Source organism: Sphingobium sp. YBL2 (assembly GCF_000943805.1).
Lineage (GTDB): Bacteria > Pseudomonadota > Alphaproteobacteria > Sphingomonadales > Sphingomonadaceae > Sphingobium > Sphingobium fuliginis.
The window spans coordinates 526666-543109 of the sequence record NZ_CP010954.1 but is presented as its reverse complement, the minus strand read 5'-3'; the positions used below and the strand labels follow the sequence as shown (position 1 = coordinate 543109).

20 protein-coding genes are annotated in these 16444 nt (G+C 64.4%); 6 read left to right on the top strand and 14 right to left on the bottom strand.

Annotated elements, in window-relative coordinates:
* Positions 1-345: 345 nt before the first annotated feature.
* The 14 genes from TZ53_RS26625 to flgB all read right to left on the bottom strand — a co-directional run bounded on the left by TZ53_RS26625 (position 346) and on the right by flgB (position 12653).
* Positions 346-1638, bottom strand: coding sequence for a hypothetical protein (locus TZ53_RS26625; protein ID WP_130029828.1), 1293 nt, complete (start codon positions 1636-1638; stop codon positions 346-348).
* 342 nt (positions 1639-1980) lie between these two features.
* Positions 1981-3036 (bottom strand): flagellar motor protein MotB, encoded by a 1056-nt coding sequence (locus TZ53_RS02640; protein WP_044660330.1) that lies wholly within the window; start codon positions 3034-3036, stop codon positions 1981-1983.
* 3 nt (positions 3037-3039) lie between these two features.
* Entirely contained in the window at positions 3040-3903 is an 864-nt protein-coding gene (gene motA, locus TZ53_RS02635; RefSeq protein WP_007682571.1) for a flagellar motor stator protein MotA, read from the bottom strand.
* Between the two features lie 228 nt (positions 3904-4131).
* On the bottom strand, positions 4132-4977 hold the full coding sequence (locus TZ53_RS02630; protein ID WP_025548605.1) for a flagellin: 846 nt from the start codon (positions 4975-4977) through the stop codon (positions 4132-4134).
* A 17-nt stretch (positions 4978-4994) separates the two neighbouring features.
* A complete protein-coding gene (gene flgK / locus TZ53_RS02625) occupies positions 4995-6335 on the bottom strand; it encodes a flagellar hook-associated protein FlgK (RefSeq protein WP_044660329.1) in 1341 nt (446 codons plus the stop codon).
* On the bottom strand, positions 6332-6646 hold the full coding sequence (locus tag TZ53_RS02620; RefSeq protein ID WP_044660328.1) for a rod-binding protein: 315 nt from the start codon (positions 6644-6646) through the stop codon (positions 6332-6334). Before TZ53_RS02620 ends, flgK begins: the two co-directional genes overlap by 4 nt.
* Positions 6646-7893 (bottom strand): flagellar basal body P-ring protein FlgI, encoded by a 1248-nt coding sequence (locus TZ53_RS02615; RefSeq protein WP_443216142.1) that lies wholly within the window; start codon positions 7891-7893, stop codon positions 6646-6648. Before TZ53_RS02615 ends, TZ53_RS02620 begins: the two co-directional genes overlap by 1 nt.
* Before the next feature lie 5 nt (positions 7894-7898).
* Complete coding sequence (locus TZ53_RS02610; protein ID WP_371873048.1) at positions 7899-8573, bottom strand: flagellar basal body L-ring protein FlgH; 675 nt, start codon at positions 8571-8573, stop codon at positions 7899-7901.
* Between the two features lie 5 nt (positions 8574-8578).
* Positions 8579-9367 carry a flagellar basal-body rod protein FlgG gene (gene flgG / locus TZ53_RS02605; protein ID WP_025548597.1) on the bottom strand — a complete coding sequence of 263 codons (789 nt, stop codon included), beginning with the start codon at positions 9365-9367 and terminating at the stop codon, positions 8579-8581.
* A 67-nt stretch (positions 9368-9434) separates the two neighbouring features.
* A complete protein-coding gene (locus tag TZ53_RS02600) occupies positions 9435-10175 on the bottom strand; it encodes a flagellar basal body rod protein FlgF (RefSeq protein ID WP_044660327.1) in 741 nt (246 codons plus the stop codon).
* A 149-nt stretch (positions 10176-10324) separates the two neighbouring features.
* On the bottom strand, positions 10325-11167 hold the full coding sequence (locus tag TZ53_RS02595; protein ID WP_025548594.1) for a flagellar hook-basal body complex protein: 843 nt from the start codon (positions 11165-11167) through the stop codon (positions 10325-10327).
* Positions 11168-11218: 51 nt separating this feature from the next.
* Positions 11219-11875, bottom strand: coding sequence for a flagellar hook assembly protein FlgD (locus TZ53_RS02590; RefSeq protein WP_044660326.1), 657 nt, complete (start codon positions 11873-11875; stop codon positions 11219-11221).
* On the bottom strand, positions 11872-12282 hold the full coding sequence (flgC, locus tag TZ53_RS02585) for a flagellar basal body rod protein FlgC (RefSeq protein WP_044660325.1): 411 nt from the start codon (positions 12280-12282) through the stop codon (positions 11872-11874). The genes TZ53_RS02590 and flgC overlap by 4 nt, the downstream gene beginning before the upstream one ends.
* A 2-nt stretch (positions 12283-12284) precedes the next feature.
* Positions 12285-12653 (bottom strand): flagellar basal body rod protein FlgB, encoded by a 369-nt coding sequence (gene flgB, locus TZ53_RS02580; RefSeq protein ID WP_025548588.1) that lies wholly within the window; start codon positions 12651-12653, stop codon positions 12285-12287.
* Between the two features lie 264 nt (positions 12654-12917).
* Here flgB and TZ53_RS02575 point away from each other — a divergent pair, with 264 nt between their 5' ends.
* From TZ53_RS02575 to TZ53_RS02550, 6 genes are all read left to right on the top strand, one after another.
* Positions 12918-13586 carry a MotA/TolQ/ExbB proton channel family protein gene (locus tag TZ53_RS02575; RefSeq protein ID WP_044660324.1) on the top strand — a complete coding sequence of 223 codons (669 nt, stop codon included), beginning with the start codon at positions 12918-12920 and terminating at the stop codon, positions 13584-13586.
* Complete coding sequence (locus TZ53_RS02570; RefSeq protein WP_044660323.1) at positions 13583-14065, top strand: flagellar motor protein MotB; 483 nt, start codon at positions 13583-13585, stop codon at positions 14063-14065. Before TZ53_RS02575 ends, TZ53_RS02570 begins: the two co-directional genes overlap by 4 nt.
* 126 nt (positions 14066-14191) lie before the next feature.
* Positions 14192-14740 (top strand): flagella basal body P-ring formation protein FlgA, encoded by a 549-nt coding sequence (locus TZ53_RS02565; RefSeq protein WP_044660322.1) that lies wholly within the window; start codon positions 14192-14194, stop codon positions 14738-14740.
* A 46-nt stretch (positions 14741-14786) separates the two neighbouring features.
* Positions 14787-15068, top strand: coding sequence for a flagellar biosynthesis anti-sigma factor FlgM (gene flgM / locus TZ53_RS02560; RefSeq protein ID WP_025548582.1), 282 nt, complete (start codon positions 14787-14789; stop codon positions 15066-15068).
* Positions 15069-15072: 4 nt separating this feature from the next.
* Positions 15073-15381, top strand: a complete 309-nt coding sequence (locus TZ53_RS02555; protein WP_044660321.1) for a hypothetical protein — start codon at positions 15073-15075, stop codon at positions 15379-15381.
* A gap of 225 nt (positions 15382-15606) precedes the next feature.
* Positions 15607-16440 carry a flagellar protein FlgJ gene (locus TZ53_RS02550; protein ID WP_044662807.1) on the top strand — a complete coding sequence of 278 codons (834 nt, stop codon included), beginning with the start codon at positions 15607-15609 and terminating at the stop codon, positions 16438-16440.
* The last annotated feature ends 4 nt before the right edge of the window (positions 16441-16444 follow it).

Genomic DNA, 16444 nt, shown 5'->3' with positions numbered 1-16444 from the left:
GTTCACAGTGTATGCGCGCGCGTGCCTGGGCGCGCGTGGGCGTGAGGGGGGATGGGTCGGACGTTTCAAAGAGGGTGGTGGGATAAGCGGGCGGGTGCGGAATAGGACAGGCCTGATCGGCCCCTGTTGGAGAAATAGGATGTTTTTGGAGCTTTCTGTGGTTTTCGGGTAACGCCTGATCGAAGGCTGCCACTCAGGCGCTGGAGGTGGCGTCTGGAAACGACCACAGCTGGTCGCTCGGTTGGCTTTCTGCCGCACTCCAAAGCGGACGCTGAAGGAAAACACCTGATTTTCGTACATAGGATGCCATGAAGGCGCGAGTTTTTTGGTGACTGGAGTAGCTGACTAAAGTGCCAGATTGAGCTTCAGCATAGTCAATCTGGGGTTGTCTGGTGCCATTCCTGCGGCCAACGCTTCGTCCCGCACTTCGGCCGCTGCATGCTTGTCCACGACTTTGCCCAGAACACGCAATGGATCATACGCCATGTTTACCGGCAATTCGCCCCGTTCAAGCTCGGCGATTACCGTCTTCGAAATATAGTGAGAACAAGGCCATTCTCGCATCATCGCACTGTCAAGACTCCCGGTTTTGCTTCCCAGATAATCTTCCACGCTGTTCCAATATGGTGATGCAAACATTGCTCTCAGCCCATCTTTCCATGAAGGTGGGGCCACACCCAGAAACATGGCCAATGGGATATGCTCTCCCGCCTTGCCCAGATCGAGGAGGCGCGTGGCGAGAATTGAGCGAACCTCGGCATCGCCTGTCCTTGCCGCAACATTTATCAACTGTTGCCCGACATCATCTAAATCAGCACGCCTTGCCAGATCAGTCGGCGCAAGGCCCAGTGCAGCAGCGAGGGCATCGAAGTTGACGCAAGCAAAGTCCTTATAGAAATGGACGAACATCATGTGCGCTTCTGGCGGCTCGCGATATCTTACACAATCTGCTGTCACGATGAGTTCGCCGGCCAGCTTTTGCGCATATGCTTCTTCAGTTGTGAACGCACCCATTTTTCCGAGTTTATGGGCTGCAATGTCTCTGACGACCGCAACTCGGTCATTCAGGAAATATTCCAGCAGCGGTGTTTGCCATGGATAACACCCAACAAAACTTCCCCACGCGTCAATTTCTTCGACAAGTTGTGCTCGAATTGATCCGGGTTGGGTTGATGCGAAATCCTTCAGGGCTCTGAAATCGTCGTCGCGGCCATTGCGGATCATTTCTATGAGTGCCCAACGACGCTGCCCTTTACTCCACCGTTTGCAATTCTCGGCGGTCAGCGTGTTACCTTTGTGAAATTTGGTCAGCCCCTGTTCGGACAACCAATCGACCCAAGGCTGATATAGCGCAGGATGCCTGCCACCTAATTGCCAGCTATATTCTGGAATCCAGTCGCACGGATGCGCAGAAAAGCCGCGAGCCTCGACAAGCCGTAACACGTCAGCGACTGATCCATTGGCGGGTGGCCTTTCATAGGCCAACACGGCTCGAAACGCGGCGCGCGCTTGTTCACTCATTCTGGGCAGGCGAAGTTCCGGTAGCCTTGCCGCGAGATCTTCATCAGCGGACCTCAGGGAAATGTAACCAGTATCAAGACCTCTATGCTTGGTCGTAATCAACTGCCCCGCGCCCATCTGTGTTCCTCCTGACAAATCGACGCTCGACTAGCAGGAGTACAGTTATCAAATCATTTTGGCAGAGGCTAACGTCAGAAATCCGCCTCCCGACCGGAGTGAGGGGCCTGACGGCAATTACATGATTCCTGTGCAGTCGCCACGTAATTTTGCGGAAATCGCGTCGCAGATGACCTTGCACGGTTGTGTTGAACCTCCGACTGTCCGAGAATCACTGTCGGATTGCGAAAGTGCCCGACAACCTCGCCAGCAGGGTTTTCCGTCACGGTGAAATGTCCGCTGTCGGCCTACGCCTTCCCGTGAGCCGCCATTCCGCAATCCACCCAAGGCAGCCGGGTTGGTTCAATGCTTGCCGGGCTTGTTCGACGTCCCCGGTGCTGTCGGGTTGATCAACTGCGCGCCTGCGGGGAGGCTGGTGCCGCCCATGTCGAGCTTGCGCGCTTCGGTCCGGGCCATGGTCATCGGGTTGTCGCGTTCCTTGATCGCGGCCCTGGTTTCGGCGTCGGGTTGTTCGTCCGCATCGCCGTCGTTCGCGCCGCGGCTCCACCCCAGGATGATCGACATGCGCCGGTTGCGCGGGTCGTAGACGTCGCCCTTCGCGAAGGGTTCGCGATCGGCCACGCCCTCGATCCGGGCGAAGCGGTCGTTGCCGATGCCGCTGGCGGCGAGCGCCTTGCGCGTCGCTTCGGCGCGGGCGGAGGAGAGCATCCAGTTGTTCATCGTCTGGCCCGCGCTGTATGGCAGGCCGTCGGTGTGTCCGCGCACGATCAGCGGATTGGGCATGGTCCGGATTGTCGCCGCGACCTCGTTCACCAGTTCCCGCGCCTGCGGCAGCAGGCGGTCGGTGCCCATGGCGAACATCGCGAAGTCCGCCTCGTCTATCAGGTCGATGCGCAGCCCTTCGCGCGTTTCGGTGAAGCGGATGTTCTTCAGCAGCTTGCGGATGCCCTGGCGGCGGGCCATGCGCGCCTCCAGTTCCTTCCTGATCGATTCGAACTTCACCCGGTCGGCGGCCTTGGTGGCCTTGCCGCCCTGGTCCTTCGTGCCCGATGCGTCGCGCGGGATGGTGATGGCGAGATTGCCCTGACCGCCCGTGGTCGGATAATTTTCCTTCGCCGTCATGCTGTCGCCGCCGAACATGCCGTTCGACCCGGCCGAACCTTCCTTGAGCTGCACCAGGGTCGGCGTGAAATAGTCGGCCAGCCCCTTGCGCTGCTTTTCCGTGGTCGCGCCCAGCAGCCACATCAGCAGGAAGAAGGCCATCATCGCCGTCACGAAGTCGGCATAGGCGACCTTCCACGCGCCGCCATGATGGCCGCCATGACCGTCGACGACGATCTTCTTGACGATGATCGGTCTGGGTTCGGGCTCGTTCGCGCCGCGCTTCTTCTCGGCCATGGCTTATTTGCCCCGCATGCCGTCGAACACTTCGGCGAAGGCCGGCTGGTTCGCATGGGTCAGGCTGGAGCGCGCGGCCTCGATCACCAGCGGCTGCGGATGGCCGTGCAGGGAGGCGACGATGATCTGCTTGACGACATGGTACATGGACCCGTCCGCCTCGATCACGGCGCGGCAGCGGTTGGCGAAGGGATTGACCATGCCATAGGCGAGCAGAACGCCGAGGAAAGTGCCGACCAGCGCCGAACCGATCATGCCGCCCAGGATCGCCGGGGGCTGGTCGATCGAGCCCATGGTCTTCACCACGCCCAGCACCGCCGCGACGATGCCGAGGGCAGGCAATGCGTCCGCCAGCCCCTGGAGGTTGTCCGCGGGACGCAGCGCTTCATGATGATGGGTCTTGAGCGCATTATCCATGACTTCCTCGACCGCATGGGGATCGAGCGTGCCGGAGGAGACGACCACCAGACGCAGCGTGTCGCTGATCAGGTGGATCAGCGTCTTGTCGCCCATCAGGCGCGGATATTCGGAAAAGATGGTCGAGCTGGCCGGGTCCTCGATATGCGGTTCCAGCGCCACCGGCCCTTCGACGCGCAGCGTCTTCATCAGCTTGGAGACGAGGAAGATGCAGTCGAGAAAGTCCTGCTTCTTGTATTTCGGGCCCTTGAACACCTTGCCCAGGCCGCCGCCCAGCGCCTTCAGGTCCGAGCCCGAATTGCCGATGATCAGCGCGCCGACGGCCGCGCCGCCGATGATGATCATTTCGTGCGGAAGCGCGTGCAGAACCGGGCCGATGTCGCCGCCTGTAAAGATGAAGCCGCCGAACACCATGGCGAGCAGCACGACCAGGCCGATGATTGCGAACATGATTATCCCCGAAATTCTGCCCGAAGGCGCCGTCTTGATCGAAGCATCGCATGAAAGACGCTCTCGATTGGTTAATACGGCTTGGCGATGCCGTGGTTTAGGGCGCGACCGAAAAATCGATGGCGATGGTTCCGGGCGAAAGATCCTTCTGTTTCGGAAGGTTCGTCCAAGCCATGGCGTGTTCCTGCCCGGGCAGGAACATGATGACCATGGGATCGCTTCAGGCGCCTATTTGATCAGGTCGAACAGGGTCTGCTGGTTGATCCGGGCGAAGGCGGACTGCGCCGCCTCAAGCTGGAGCAGCTTGGCCGATACCGAGGAGATCACATCCTGCAGGTCGGTCGATTCCAGGCCTGCGCGCCGTTCCTTGAGGTCGAGGTCGACATTGGTGAGGCGCGTGCCGATCACGTCCAGCCGGTCGCTGCGCACGCCCTGCTTGGTCTGTTCCAGGACGATGTGGTTCTGGGCCGCCTTGATCGCGTCGAGCCCGGCCGCGACGTCGCTGTCGGTCCCGCTTTGCAGCGCGGCGATGCTCTGGCCCAATATGGCGTCGAGCGTCATCGGCGTGCCGTTGACGTCGATCCCTTCCGACACTTCCTGCCGCGTGCCGACCACCGCGAGGTTGAGGCCGCGGCTGACCGGGACCAGCACGCTCTGCCCATCGTCGAAGGCGGGTACGCCGCTGTAATCCTTCTGGTTCAACAGCGAATCGATGGTCGACCGGATCGTCGTCATTTCCTGGACGATGGCCGTCTTGTCGGTCGTGCTGAGCGATCCATTGCGGGCGCGCGTCATCAATTCCTGCGCGCGCGTCAGCAGGGAGTTCATCTCGCCCAGATTGGCCTCCGCCGTGTTGGCGCGGGCCGTGCCGGTGCTGATATTCGACTGCCAGGCGGCCTGTTGCGCCTGCGCCCGGCCGATGTCCGACACCTGCACCCAGGCGAGCGCGTCGTCCGACGGCCTGTTCAGCGTCTGGCCGGTCGAGATGGCGGTCTGGCCATCGACGATGTCCTGCGACAATTTCTGCTGACGGCGAATCTCGGCCAGAAGGATCTTGTTGGTGATGCCGACCATGGTCCCGTTGCTCCCGTTCAGATGATCTGCAGAATGGCGTCGACGGTTTCCTTCGCGACCTGAAGGATCTTGGCGCTGCCCGAATAGGCCTGCTGGATGCGCAGCAGTTCGGCCGCCTCCATGTCGAGGTCGACGCCGCTTACCGCTTCGCGGGCGGCCACGGCCTGGTCGCTGCGGTTCTGCGCCGTGGTCTGCTCCGCCTTGGTGGAGGAAAGCAGGTTGGCGTGGGTGGCGATCAGGTTGGTCCAGCCCTGTTCGACGCTGCCATTGCCGCGCAGCACGGTCGATACGGTCAGCAGATTGCCGTTGGGCGTGCCGTCGGCGGCCTTGGTCGCAAGCTGCGCCGGGTCGGTGATGAGGGCGGCGACGGTCGCGGCCGTCGTTCCGGACAGCAGCGGCGCGCCCGCCGCGCCCGGACTGCCGTTGGTCAGCCCCTGCGCATGCCAGTTGTTCATATTGGCGACGAACTGCTGCGCCAGCGTGTCGAGGCTGGTGCGGCGCTGCGACACCGTGCCGGCGGCGGAGAACAGCCCGCCCAGCGTGCCGCTCGTCGGTGCGGCCAGGGCGGTGCTGCCGCCGGTCGCAAGCGCCAGCGTGCCGTTGGTGTTGACGGTGAGGGCCAGCGGCGTGGCGCTGCTCCCCTGCACCAGCGTCTGGCCGTTCAGCGTCACCTGCGCCTGGTCATGCGTGCCGAAGCCGATGTCGATGTTGAGATTGGTGGACAGCGTGCCCAATGCCGCGTCGCGGCTGTCGAGCAGTTGCGCATAGGCCGATGTGCCCGGCTGCGCGCGCAGCAGGCTGTTGTTGATGTCCGCGAGGGCGGAGAGGGCCTGGTTGATCGTCGTCACCGAAGCCTGCGCCTCGGTCGCGATGCCGCTGGATACCTGCACCAGGTCGGCCGAGGTCTGGTTGAAGGCCTGGGCGACGCGGCCGATGCTGTCCAGCGTCGTCACCCGCAGGGAGTTGTCGGTGGGGCTGGCGGCCAGCTTGTCCATGTTCTGGAACATGCCGGTCATGAGCTGGCCGATGCCGGTTTCCGTGTCGTTGAGCGCCGTTTCCGAATCGGTCAGCCAGCGCATCCGCGCGACCGCGCTGCCAAGCTGCATGTTGGTGTAGCGCACCGTCGCGTCGAGATAGGGATCGGTCGCGCGGTTGACGCTCTTGACCTCCGTCCCGCCGAAATTGGCGCGGGAGATGTAGACGGCCATGGTGGCGGTGGACGAACCGGATTCGATGGTCGTCACCGAACGGCGGGAATAGCCCTCCGTGCTGGCATTGGCGATATTCTCGGAAATCGCGGCCATGGCGGTCCGATAGGCCTTGGTGCCCGACGCGCCGATGATGAAGAGGTCGCTCATTCGGCCTTATCCGCGGCATTTGCGCTGGCAGGCGCGACGGCTTTGGCGCCGAACTGGCGCATCAGCATCTCCGCTATGCCCAGCGTGCCGTGGCTCGCCATGCTGTCGGCGGTGCGGGCGTCGGCCATGTCGCGGAACTGGTCGGTGGCGCTGGAATCGCTGATGCCCTCCGCCAGGCTGGCCGAGCGCATCGCGCCCATCATCTGGCGCAGGAAGATCGCCTCGAACTGCTGCGCCGCCTTTTGCAGCGCGGCCCTGTCCTGCGTTCCGCCCGGCGGAGCCGTCGTTTCCGAAGTCGCACCAATCCGCATCACAACACCACCAGTTCAGCCTTGAGCGCGCCTGCCTGCTTGAGCGCTTCGAGGATCGCGACCATGTCCGCGGGGGAGGCGCCGATGGCGTTCACCGCTTTGACTATATCGGCCAGAGAGGCTCCACCTTTAAAATTAATCATCGGTTTCTTTTCCTGATCGATCGAAATCGAACTGGATTGCTCCACCGCCGTCTGCCCTTGCGAGAAGGGGGCGGGCTGGACGATGCTGGGGGATTCGTTGACGCTGACGGTGATTTTCCCGTGCGCGATGGCGGCGGGATGGATCTTCACCGCGCCGTTGATGACGACGGTGCCGGTGCGGGCGTTGACGATCACCTTGGCCGGGGCGTCGGCGGGCGAAATCTCGATATTCTCGATCATGCCCATCATCATGATGCGGTCGGTGGCGCCCGGCGCGGCGTCGATGGTGATCGACACGGCGTCCACGGCCTTGGCGCGATGGTCGCCATAGGTGCGGTTGATGCCGTCCGCCACGCGAAGGGCGGTCGTGAGGTCCGCTTCGGACAGGTTGAAGGTGAGGGTGGGGGCGGTGTCGAAGCCGGTGGCGACGGCGCGCTCCACCGTCGCGCCGCCCGGAATGCGGCCGGCGGAGGGGATGTTGACCGACACCTGGCTGCCGTCCGCGCCGGACACGCCCAGGCCGCCGACGGCGAGATTGCCCTGCGCCATGCCGTAAATTTCGTTATCCGCGCCGCGCAGGGGGGTCATGATGAGGGTGCCGCCGCGCAGCGACTTCGCCTTGCCCAGCGCGGAGACGGTGACGTCGAGGCGCTGGCCGGGCTTGGCGAAGGCGGGCAGGTCGGCGGTGACCAGCACGGCCGCCGCGTTCTTGAGCGCCGGGTTGATGCCCTGCGGCAGCGTCAGACCGAAGCGCGAGACGACGCCCTTCATGCCCTGCGTCGCATAGTCCAGGCTGTCGTCGCCTGTGCCCGCCAGGCCGACGACGATGCCGTAGCCGGTCAGCTGGTTGGGGCGCACGCCCTGGAAATTGCCGAGGTCCTTGATCCGCTCCGCATGGGCCGGGGCTGCGATCAGGGTGAGGGCGGTGAGAAGGGCGAGTATTACGCGACGCGCTAAACGCTTGCCCAACCACACGCCGTCATTCCCGCGCAGGCGGGAATCCATCTCCCGACGTTGCACCAGACGCGAGGTCCGGAGATGGATTCCCGCCTGCGCGGGAATGACGAAGTTGGGGAGGCGGGCGAAGGACGTCATGGCGTGCATGTCCATCAGAAGGGGCTGATCATGGAGAAGAAGCGCTGCAGCCAGCCCTGGCGGCTGGCGCGGGCGATTTCCCCCTTGCCGGTGTAGATGATCTTCGCGTCGGCCACGCGGGTCGAGGCGATGCGGTTGTCCGGGCCGATGTCGGCCTGGCGGACGAGGCCGCTGATCTGGATATATTCGTCGCCGCGATTGAGCGTCAGCGCCTTTTCGCCCTTCACCAGCATCGTGCCGTTGGGATAGGTCGCCGCGATGGTCACGGTGATCTCCCCATTCAGGGCATTGGACTGGGTGGCCGCGCCCTTGCCGGTGAAGCTGTTGCTGCCGCTGGAGCCGATGTCGCTGGCGGAGAAGATCTTGGAGAGCGGGCCGGTGCTGGGCGGGGTCAGGGCGATGCTGCCGTCGCGGCTGGTGTCGGCGCTGTTGCTCTTGGTCGCCTGGGTCCGTTCGACCAGCACGATGGTGATGATGTCGCCCACGCTGGTCGCCCGCGCCCCGCTGGTGAGCGGGGTATAGCCCATCGACGCCTGGAAGATCGAACCGTTGGCGGCAGGGGCGGCAGGGGCGGCAACGACCGTGGGGGCATAAAATTGCCGTTCGGCATCGCGCTTCTTGCCGGCCATGGCCGGGGATGCGGCGAGGGCGGTTCCGAAGAGGAAGAAAATGGCCGTTCTGCGCATCATCCGGCTCACAACTGCTGGTTGACGTACTGGAGCATTTCGTCGGTCGCCTTGATCATCTTGGAATTGACCTCATAGGCGCGCTGGGTCTCGATCATGTCGACCAGTTCCTCGACCACGTTGACGTTCGAGGTTTCGAGATAGCCGGAGCGGACGACGCCGCGCCCGTCCAGCCCCGCGACGCCGACCTGCGGCGTGCCGCTGGCGGCGCTTTCCTTCAGCAGATTGCCGCCGACCGCCTGAAGGCCGCCCGGGTTCATGAAGCTCGCCAGTTCGATCTGGCCTAGCTGGGTCGGTTCGGCCTGCCCCTGAAGCGTGGCGGAGACGGTGCCGTCATTGCCGATGGTGACGCTGGTGGCGCCTTCCGGAACCGTGATCTGCGGGATCAGCGGCAGCCCTTCGCTGGTGACGACGACGCCTTCCGCCGTGGTCGTGAAATTGCCGGCGCGGGTATAGGCGATGGAGCCGTCCGGCTGCTGCACCTGGAAATAGCCCGAACCCTCTATCGCCATGTCCAGCGTGTTGCCGGTCTGGTTGAGCGTGCCCTGGCTGTTGATCTTGGCCGTGCCCTGCATCGCGACGCCCGAGCCGAGGTTGAGGCCCGTGGCGAACTTGTTCTCGCTGTCGCTGTTCGCGCCTGCGGCCACGATCTGCTGATAGGCCAGCGTTTCGAAATCGGCGCGATCGCGCTTGAAGCCGGTGGTGTTGACGTTCGCCAGGTTGTTGGCGATCACGCGCATCTTCGTGTTCTGCGCGTCAAGGCCGGTGCGGGCGACATGAAGGGCTGCGTTGGTCATGGCTCAAAATCTCCGTAGGGCCGTCAGGCTTGCCTGTCGAAAAGCAAGAGCCGTGCCAAATTAACCATCAATCCAGGCGCATCAGCGATGCGCCGCCATCGTCGAGCTGCTTGGCGGTGTCGATCATCTTGACCTGGGTTTCCCAGGCGCGGCTCGCCTCGATCATCTGCACCAGCGCTGAGGTGGCGTTGACGTTCGACCCTTCCAGCGATCCGCCGGTCACGCTGGCGAGCGGATCGTCGGGCAGCGCGCCGCCATTGGCTTCGCGGAACAGCCCGTCCGTGCCCTTGGCGATGCTGGAGCCGACCGGGCTGACCAGCTTCAGCTTGTCCACCTGTTGCGGATTGGCGGGGTCGCCGCCCTGCGGCACGCCCCAGATGCTGCCGTCTTTCGCGATGGAGATGCTGTCCATCTGCGGCAGGGTGATGGGGCCGCCTTCGCCCAGCACGGGCAGGCCGTCGCCGGTCATGAGCAGGCCGCTGTCGCTGACCTTGAGGTCGCCGCGGCGCGTATAGGCTTCGCTGCCGTCCGCGGCCTGAACGGCGAGCATCGCATCGCCGTTCATGGCCACGTCCAGCGGATTGCCGGTTTCCGTGACCGCGCCTTGCGCCATGTCGGCGGCGATCACCTGTTCGGACGCCTGCGCCCGCGTGTCGAAGGTGCTGCCCTTGATCCAGCGCGTCTCGGCATTGGCGATTTCCGCGCGGAAGCCGGTGGTGTTGACGTTCGCCAGATTGTTGGAGATCGCCGCCTGCCGCGCCATCGCGCCGCGCATCGCGGTGAGTGCCGTGTTGACGAGCCGGTCCATGGGGGTGTCCTGTTGTTGACTGCGGGCGCTGATTTATTTCCGTCACCCCCGCGGAGGCGGGGATCCATCTTCCAGCGTTGCCGCTTTGTGCGAGGTCGGGAGATGGGTTCCCGCTTTCGCGGGAATGACGGTTCAATTCATGCGGAAGCTTAGGTCCGCATGTTGACGATGGTGGTCGACAGCGTGTTCGCCGCCTCGATCGCCTTCGAGTTCGCCTGGAAATTGCGCTGGGCGGAGATGAGGTTCACCAGCTCTTCCGTGATGTCGACATTGGAGCGTTCCAGCGCGCCGGAGCGGACCGAGCCGAACAGGCCGCTATTGCCGGTGCCCAGCATCGGCGTGCCGCTCGCGTTGGTCGCGGTCCAGTGCGCATCGCCGCTCTGGCGCAGCCCTTCCTGGCTGTTGAACGCGGCGATGGCGGTTGCGCCCAGATAGACGGTGGAACCGTCGGCATAAACGCCGGTGATCTTGCCTTCTTCCGACACGCCCACGCTGGTGAGCTGGTTGCCGGTGCCGCCGTCGGGCCAGTTGGTCGGAATCTTGAGGTCGGTCAGCGATGTCGGGGTCAGGGTGCCCGTCACCGTCGGCGCGCCGGTAGTGGGATTGAGCGGGATCACCTGAAGCCGGGCGCCGGTGGTGTCGACGACATAGCGGTCCTCCTCCACCGAGAAGGCGCCGTTGCGGGTATAGCCCACCTGATTGTCGGCGCTGCGCTTCACCGTGAAGAAGCCTTCGCCGGTGATGGCGAGGTCCAGCGTCTTGTCGGTGGTCTCGATCGTGCCCTGGGTGAACTGCTGGCTGATGCCCTGGGCGCGCACGCCCTGGCCGGCGACCTGCGTCGTGGTCTGCATCGGCGCGGCGGCGAAGATGTCGCCGAACACGGCCTTGCTCTTCTTGAAGGCGGTCGAGTTGACGTTGGCGACATTGTTCGCCGTGGTCGACAGGTCGGTCTGGGCGGCCTTCAGGCCGGAAAGCGAGATGTAGAAGGACATGGCGTTGCTCCTTGGGTGAAAAGGAAAATCGGTGTGAAAAGGATTGGTCGGTTAGGCGAGCGAGATGGCGTCGGACGGCGAATAGGTGCCGAGCGCAGTGATCAGCTTGGACGAACTGCCGTCGGCGGGTGACTGGACGGCGGCGATGGTGGCCCAGCTCGCGACGCGGCTGGGGCTGGCGCCGTTGACCTTGATCTTCAGCGCGTCGGTGGCGATGGTGTTGCCGGCTTCATCCTTGCCGTCCCAATAGAAATTGATGTCGCCCTTGGGCTGGTCGCCCAGTTCGATCGTCTTGACGACATTGCCGTTGCCGTCGATCAGGTCGACGCTGGCGCCGCTGGTGGCGTCGGCAAAGCTGACCTGGCCCATATATTGGCCGGCTGCATCGGGCGCGGCGATGTTGCTCTGCACCAGCATCGACTTGCCGATCCAGCTTGCCGCGTCGCCAAGGCGCGATCCGGTCAGTTGCGACGCCAGATTCTTCAGCGTCTGGTTCATTTCCGCGATGCCGCTGCTGTTGGTGATGGTCGCCATCTGCGCGACCATCTGGGCGTTATCGACGGGTTCGAACGGGTCCTGCGTCTGCATTTGCGCGGTCAGCAGGCGCAGGAAGTCCGCCTGACCCATTTCCGACTTGCCCGTGCCGACATTGGCATAGGGGTTATAGACGGACAGGCCCGCGCTGTCGGTGGCGGTCGTGGTCGTCATTTGCCGATCCTTATGGTTTCCATCATCAGGGACTTGGCGGTGTTCAGCACCTGCACGTTATTCTGGTACATGCGGGCGGTCTCGATCATGTCGACCAGTTCCGCGCTGCTATCCACGGCGGCTTCCCAGACATCGCCATTCTTGTCGGCCAGCGGATGGTTGGGGTCGTGGCGCTTGGTGGGCTGCGCATTGGTGGTGACGACATTCTGGACCTTGATGGTCGAAACGCCGGGGCTGTCGGTGACCGACTGGAACACCGGCTTGATCGCGCGATAGGCCTCCGCCGCGCTGCCGGTGACGTTGCCGGCGTTCGCCATGTTGGAGGCGGTGGCGTTGAGCCGCACGAGCTGCGCGCTCATGGCGCGGCCGGCGATGTCGAAGACGTTCAGGGGGCCATGGCCGCTCATGCTCATTCTCCCTTAAGCGCGCGGGTGATGGTGTTGATGCGGCCCTCCAGGAAGGAGAGGGTCGTGCGATATTTGACGGCGTTTTCCGCGAACAGCGTCTGTTCGGTGCTGAGTTCGACCGTGTTGCCGTCGAGGCTGGGTTGCAGCGGCACGCGATAGCCCATCGAATCGTCGACGGCCTGCGACACGTCGGCGGCGGATTTGCCCTGCCGCGTCGTGGCTTCCTTGAGGGCGGACTCGAAATCGATGTCGCGCGCCTTGTATCCCGGCGTCGAAGCGTTCGCGATATTGGACGCGAGCAGGGAAAGGCGCTGCGAGCGAAGCGCCAGCGCCTTTCCATGTATCCCGAACAATCCGTCTTCCAGCGACATTGTCGTCTTTCCGCTTTTTTCCGCCCCGATGGGCCTAAAACTTCCGTCTCCTCCGCCGTTCTGAGGCCTGATGGCGTGAACTGCGGGTGATCCAGCCTGATATTCGCAAGAGCCGTGCCAATTTGCGTGGGTGACGCATCGGCATGGCGGAAAATGGCGGAAATCTGGGGGATTGCGTGAGGATGGCGGCAAGGGCGGCAAAATTTTGCCGGCGGGTGGCAGCGCTTTGCCGCCGGCCGGCCGGGCGTAAGCGGGGACGTGAAGATGATCGGGATCATGGCGCATTTGTTCGACCCCCTGACCTTGCTGGCCATGGTCGCGGGGATCGGGCTGGTGGCGCTGTTCCAGAATGGCGCGCGGGCGCTGGGGCGGGCCTTTGCCGCCCTTGTTCCCCTGTTGCGCGCCGATCCAGCGAAGGACCGGGATGCTGCGCGGGCGGCCATGCTGAAGATCGATCAGGTCGCGCAACTGCGCGGCCTTGCCTGCACGGACCGGGTGAAGACGGCCAATCCCTATCTGACCGAAGCCGCGCGCAAGCTCGCCAATTGCGAGAAGACGGAGCAGTTCGAACTGTGGGCCGCGCAATCGCTGGCGGACCGGGCGCAGCGCCATGGCGCTGCCTGCAAGGTCTGGCTGTCCATCGCGGATGCCGCCCCGGCCCTGGGCATGGCGGGCACGATCATCGGCCTGGTCGGCATGTTCGCCGCGATGGACGATCCGGCGGCGCTGGGCCCCTCCATGGCCCTGGCGCTCCTCACCACCTTCTATGGCGTAGTCATTGCCAATGTCATCGCCGCGCCCGTAGCGACGCGGCTTGCCGACCTGTCGGAACGCGAACTCGCCTGGCAGAAGGAGGTCACTGATCGCATGGCCGCCATCGCGCGGCGGGAAAATGTGCCGATGCGCCGCGCCTCGATCCGCGAGGTGGCATGAATATCTCCGCCCTTGCCGGGGCGCGGCGCGGCCGCTGGGCGATCAGCTTCGCCGACCTGCTGCTGTTGCTGCTCGGCTTTTTCGTCATGCTTCAGGCCAGCGGCCAGCGGCGTGACGCCATGCTGGCGCAGGTGCGGCAGCAATTTGGCGGCCATGCCAGCAGTCCCATGGAAATCCACGCCGCCGAACTGTTCCTGCCCGGTGAGGCGTTGCTGACGCAGCAGGGCCGGAAGCGGCTGAAGATCGTGGCGGATCGCTTTGCGCTGGGTCGCGAGCGGCTGGAGGTCAGCAGCCGCGGCACGGATGCGGGGCATCAGCGCTTCGACGGCTGGGACCTGTCGGCGGCGCGCCTCGGCGCCGTGGCGCGGGCGCTGAAGGCGGAAGGCATTGGCGGCGACCGGCTGGTGCTGCGCGGGCTGGACCAGTTGGATGGCGAGGGCGGCAAGGGGCAGGTGATCCTGATTGTCGCGGAACGTTAGGCGTCGACCGCCCCAAAGGTGCTGCTGTTTTTTTGCACGGCTCACCCTCCCCAGCAGCAGCGTCCATTATATGGCACGAATTTTGCGTGGTTCATGGTTAATCCTGTCCGCTTTCGGAGAGATACCGTGACGAATTTGCCCAAGATCCTGCTTCTGGCGCTGTCCGTTTCAGCGTCCGATCCTGCGCTGGCGCAGCAGAAGTTCGAGAATCTGGATCGGATCGACAGTCTGGTCGCGATGACCGTCGGCGCCAATCTGGGCGAACCGGGCGGGCCGATGGCGCCGGTCGACCGCCGTTTGCGGCTGGCCGCCTGTCCGGCGACGCCCAGCGTGGACGGGCCTGTCTTTGGCGCCGCCATCGTCAAGTGCGATGCGTTGGGCTGGCGAATCCGCGTGCCTTTGGTGGCCGGCGGCGCCGCTGCCGCTTCCGGGCCGGTGGCGCGCTACGCCCCTTCGGCGCGGGCGGCGCCCAGGGAGGCCGCCGTCAAGAAGGGCGACCCGGTGCAATTGATGGCGGGCAATGCGGCCTTCAGCGTCTCGCGCATGATGGTCGCGGACGAGGACGGCGCCGTGGGCGAGACGATCCGCGTGCGGGAAGACAGGAAATCCGCGCCGATATTGGCGCAGGTCGTGGAAATGGGAATTGTTCGTGTTCCGGGATTTAACAATTTTTGAACCCGGCCGTATATAGACTGTGCGGGACGAATGAAGGATTGAAACGATGATCAAGTCTGTCGGCCAGAATATCAGCGCCGCCATAGAGGCAGCCCGCCTGAAGGAAGGCGGCAGGACGACGCGCGCTTCTTCGACCGGTTCGGCCGCGACTTCCGCTTCTTCGGCCAGTTCGGCAAGCCCCGTCGCCCGCATGGCGGCCGAAGGCGCGCCGGTCGACATGGATCGCGTCGCCGCGATCAAGGCGGCCATCGCTTCGGGCAATTACCCCGTCGATCCGGCGGCGATCGCGGATCGCATGCTGGCGCTCGACCTGCCGGCGGCCGGTTGACCCCATGCCGCTCGGTCTTGCAGCGCTGGATGAGTTGGGCGCGGCTTTCGAAGAGCTGCGCGGGGCACTGGACGGCGTGGATGCGGCGGTGATCGAAGCGGCGACGCAGCGGATCGCCAAAGCCGCGTCCGCTGTTCGCGCCATCGGCGTATGGCGGTCCGACGAAGCGGTGAAGGATCGATTGAGGGCGCTCCAGCCGATGATGGAATCGGCGCGGATTCGTACCAACCTGCTCGCGGATCATGCGAATCAGCGGCTTGCGATACTCGCGGCGCGCGGCGCGGAAACGGCGCCTCTGGTTTACGGGCGCTGAAAATCCGACCCTCCGAGACGTTGCAAGGGCGCCCGCCACGGCGCCCTTTTTGCTTTCCACTGACGGCGGACTGGGCTCCTGCCTGCGCAGGAGCGGGTGGGCGCGGCTTGATTTGACCGGAGCAGGCTCCATTCCCGAAAATCAAATCATGAGCGCGCGTTAACCAAATCTTGGCACGTCACTTGCTCTAATGACCCCCGGTACCAACGGGGATTGATCGAACCAGTGTCGGCTTTCGCAGACATCGCAGGAACGGGCGCGGCAACGGGCGCTTCGACGGGCAATCGCGTGACCAACGCGATCGCCATGGCCAGCCGGCGGACGGGCGTGGACTTCGCCTATCTGCTGGGGCAGGCGAAGATCGAGAGCAGCCTCAATCCCACCGCCCGCGCGACCACCTCCTCCGCGACCGGGCTTTACCAGTTCGTCGACCAGAGCTGGCTGGCGGTCATCGACCAGCATGGCGGCGAATATGGGCTGGGCTGGGCCGCCGACGCGATCAGCCGGGGCAGCAATGGCCGCTATTATGTGGCCGATCCCGACCTTCGCCAGCAGATACTGGACCTGCGCAAGCATCCCGAAACCGCATCCGTCATGGCCGCCCAACATGCCGCCGACAACAAGGCCACATTGGAGCAGCGGCTGGGCCGCGAGGCGGAACCGGTCGACCTTTACATGGCCCATTTTCTGGGCGTCGGCGGGGCCAGCAGGTTCCTGTCGATGAACGACCGCGCGCCCAATGCCGCCGCCGCCGGCATGTTCCCGGCCGCCGCCCGCGCCAACCGCTCCATCTTCTACGACAGGCAGGGCAATGCCCGCAGCTTCGCGGAGATCCGCGACCGCTTCGCCGCCAAGCTCCAGAAGGGCTTCGATTCGGTCGGCGGCGGCGACATTCAATATGCCGATGCGTCTTTGCCCTCCGGCGCGAAGACCGTGCAGCCCGCCGACTATGTGCGGATCGAAACCCAGCGCCTTGCGACCGCCGCCGACGTGACCGTCCGGCCCGAACCGCAGACGGCGCGCCTCGCCTATCTCATGCTCGCCACCCTCGGAAGGTAACGGC

Coding starts and splice junctions, on each gene's coding strand:
- TZ53_RS26625 (WP_130029828.1), bottom strand. CDS start 1,638: ATGGGCGCGGGGCAGTTGATTACGACCAAGCATAGAGGTCTTGATACT.
- TZ53_RS02640 (WP_044660330.1), bottom strand. CDS start 3,036: ATGGCCGAGAAGAAGCGCGGCGCGAACGAGCCCGAACCCAGACCGATC.
- motA (WP_007682571.1), bottom strand. CDS start 3,903: ATGTTCGCAATCATCGGCCTGGTCGTGCTGCTCGCCATGGTGTTCGGC.
- TZ53_RS02555 (WP_044660321.1), top strand. CDS start 15,073: ATGCCGCTCGGTCTTGCAGCGCTGGATGAGTTGGGCGCGGCTTTCGAA.
- TZ53_RS02620 (WP_044660328.1), bottom strand. CDS start 6,646: ATGCGGATTGGTGCGACTTCGGAAACGACGGCTCCGCCGGGCGGAACG.
- TZ53_RS02615 (WP_443216142.1), bottom strand. CDS start 7,893: ATGCACGCCATGACGTCCTTCGCCCGCCTCCCCAACTTCGTCATTCCC.
- TZ53_RS02590 (WP_044660326.1), bottom strand. CDS start 11,875: ATGACGACCACGACCGCCACCGACAGCGCGGGCCTGTCCGTCTATAAC.
- TZ53_RS02600 (WP_044660327.1), bottom strand. CDS start 10,175: ATGGACCGGCTCGTCAACACGGCACTCACCGCGATGCGCGGCGCGATG.
- flgC (WP_044660325.1), bottom strand. CDS start 12,282: ATGAGCGGCCATGGCCCCCTGAACGTCTTCGACATCGCCGGCCGCGCC.
- TZ53_RS02595 (WP_025548594.1), bottom strand. CDS start 11,167: ATGTCCTTCTACATCTCGCTTTCCGGCCTGAAGGCCGCCCAGACCGAC.
- TZ53_RS02575 (WP_044660324.1), top strand. CDS start 12,918: ATGATCGGGATCATGGCGCATTTGTTCGACCCCCTGACCTTGCTGGCC.
- flgM (WP_025548582.1), top strand. CDS start 14,787: ATGATCAAGTCTGTCGGCCAGAATATCAGCGCCGCCATAGAGGCAGCC.
- TZ53_RS02570 (WP_044660323.1), top strand. CDS start 13,583: ATGAATATCTCCGCCCTTGCCGGGGCGCGGCGCGGCCGCTGGGCGATC.
- flgG (WP_025548597.1), bottom strand. CDS start 9,367: ATGACCAACGCAGCCCTTCATGTCGCCCGCACCGGCCTTGACGCGCAG.
- TZ53_RS02630 (WP_025548605.1), bottom strand. CDS start 4,977: ATGGTCGGCATCACCAACAAGATCCTTCTGGCCGAGATTCGCCGTCAG.
- flgK (WP_044660329.1), bottom strand. CDS start 6,335: ATGAGCGACCTCTTCATCATCGGCGCGTCGGGCACCAAGGCCTATCGG.
- flgB (WP_025548588.1), bottom strand. CDS start 12,653: ATGTCGCTGGAAGACGGATTGTTCGGGATACATGGAAAGGCGCTGGCG.
- TZ53_RS02610 (WP_371873048.1), bottom strand. CDS start 8,573: ATGATGCGCAGAACGGCCATTTTCTTCCTCTTCGGAACCGCCCTCGCC.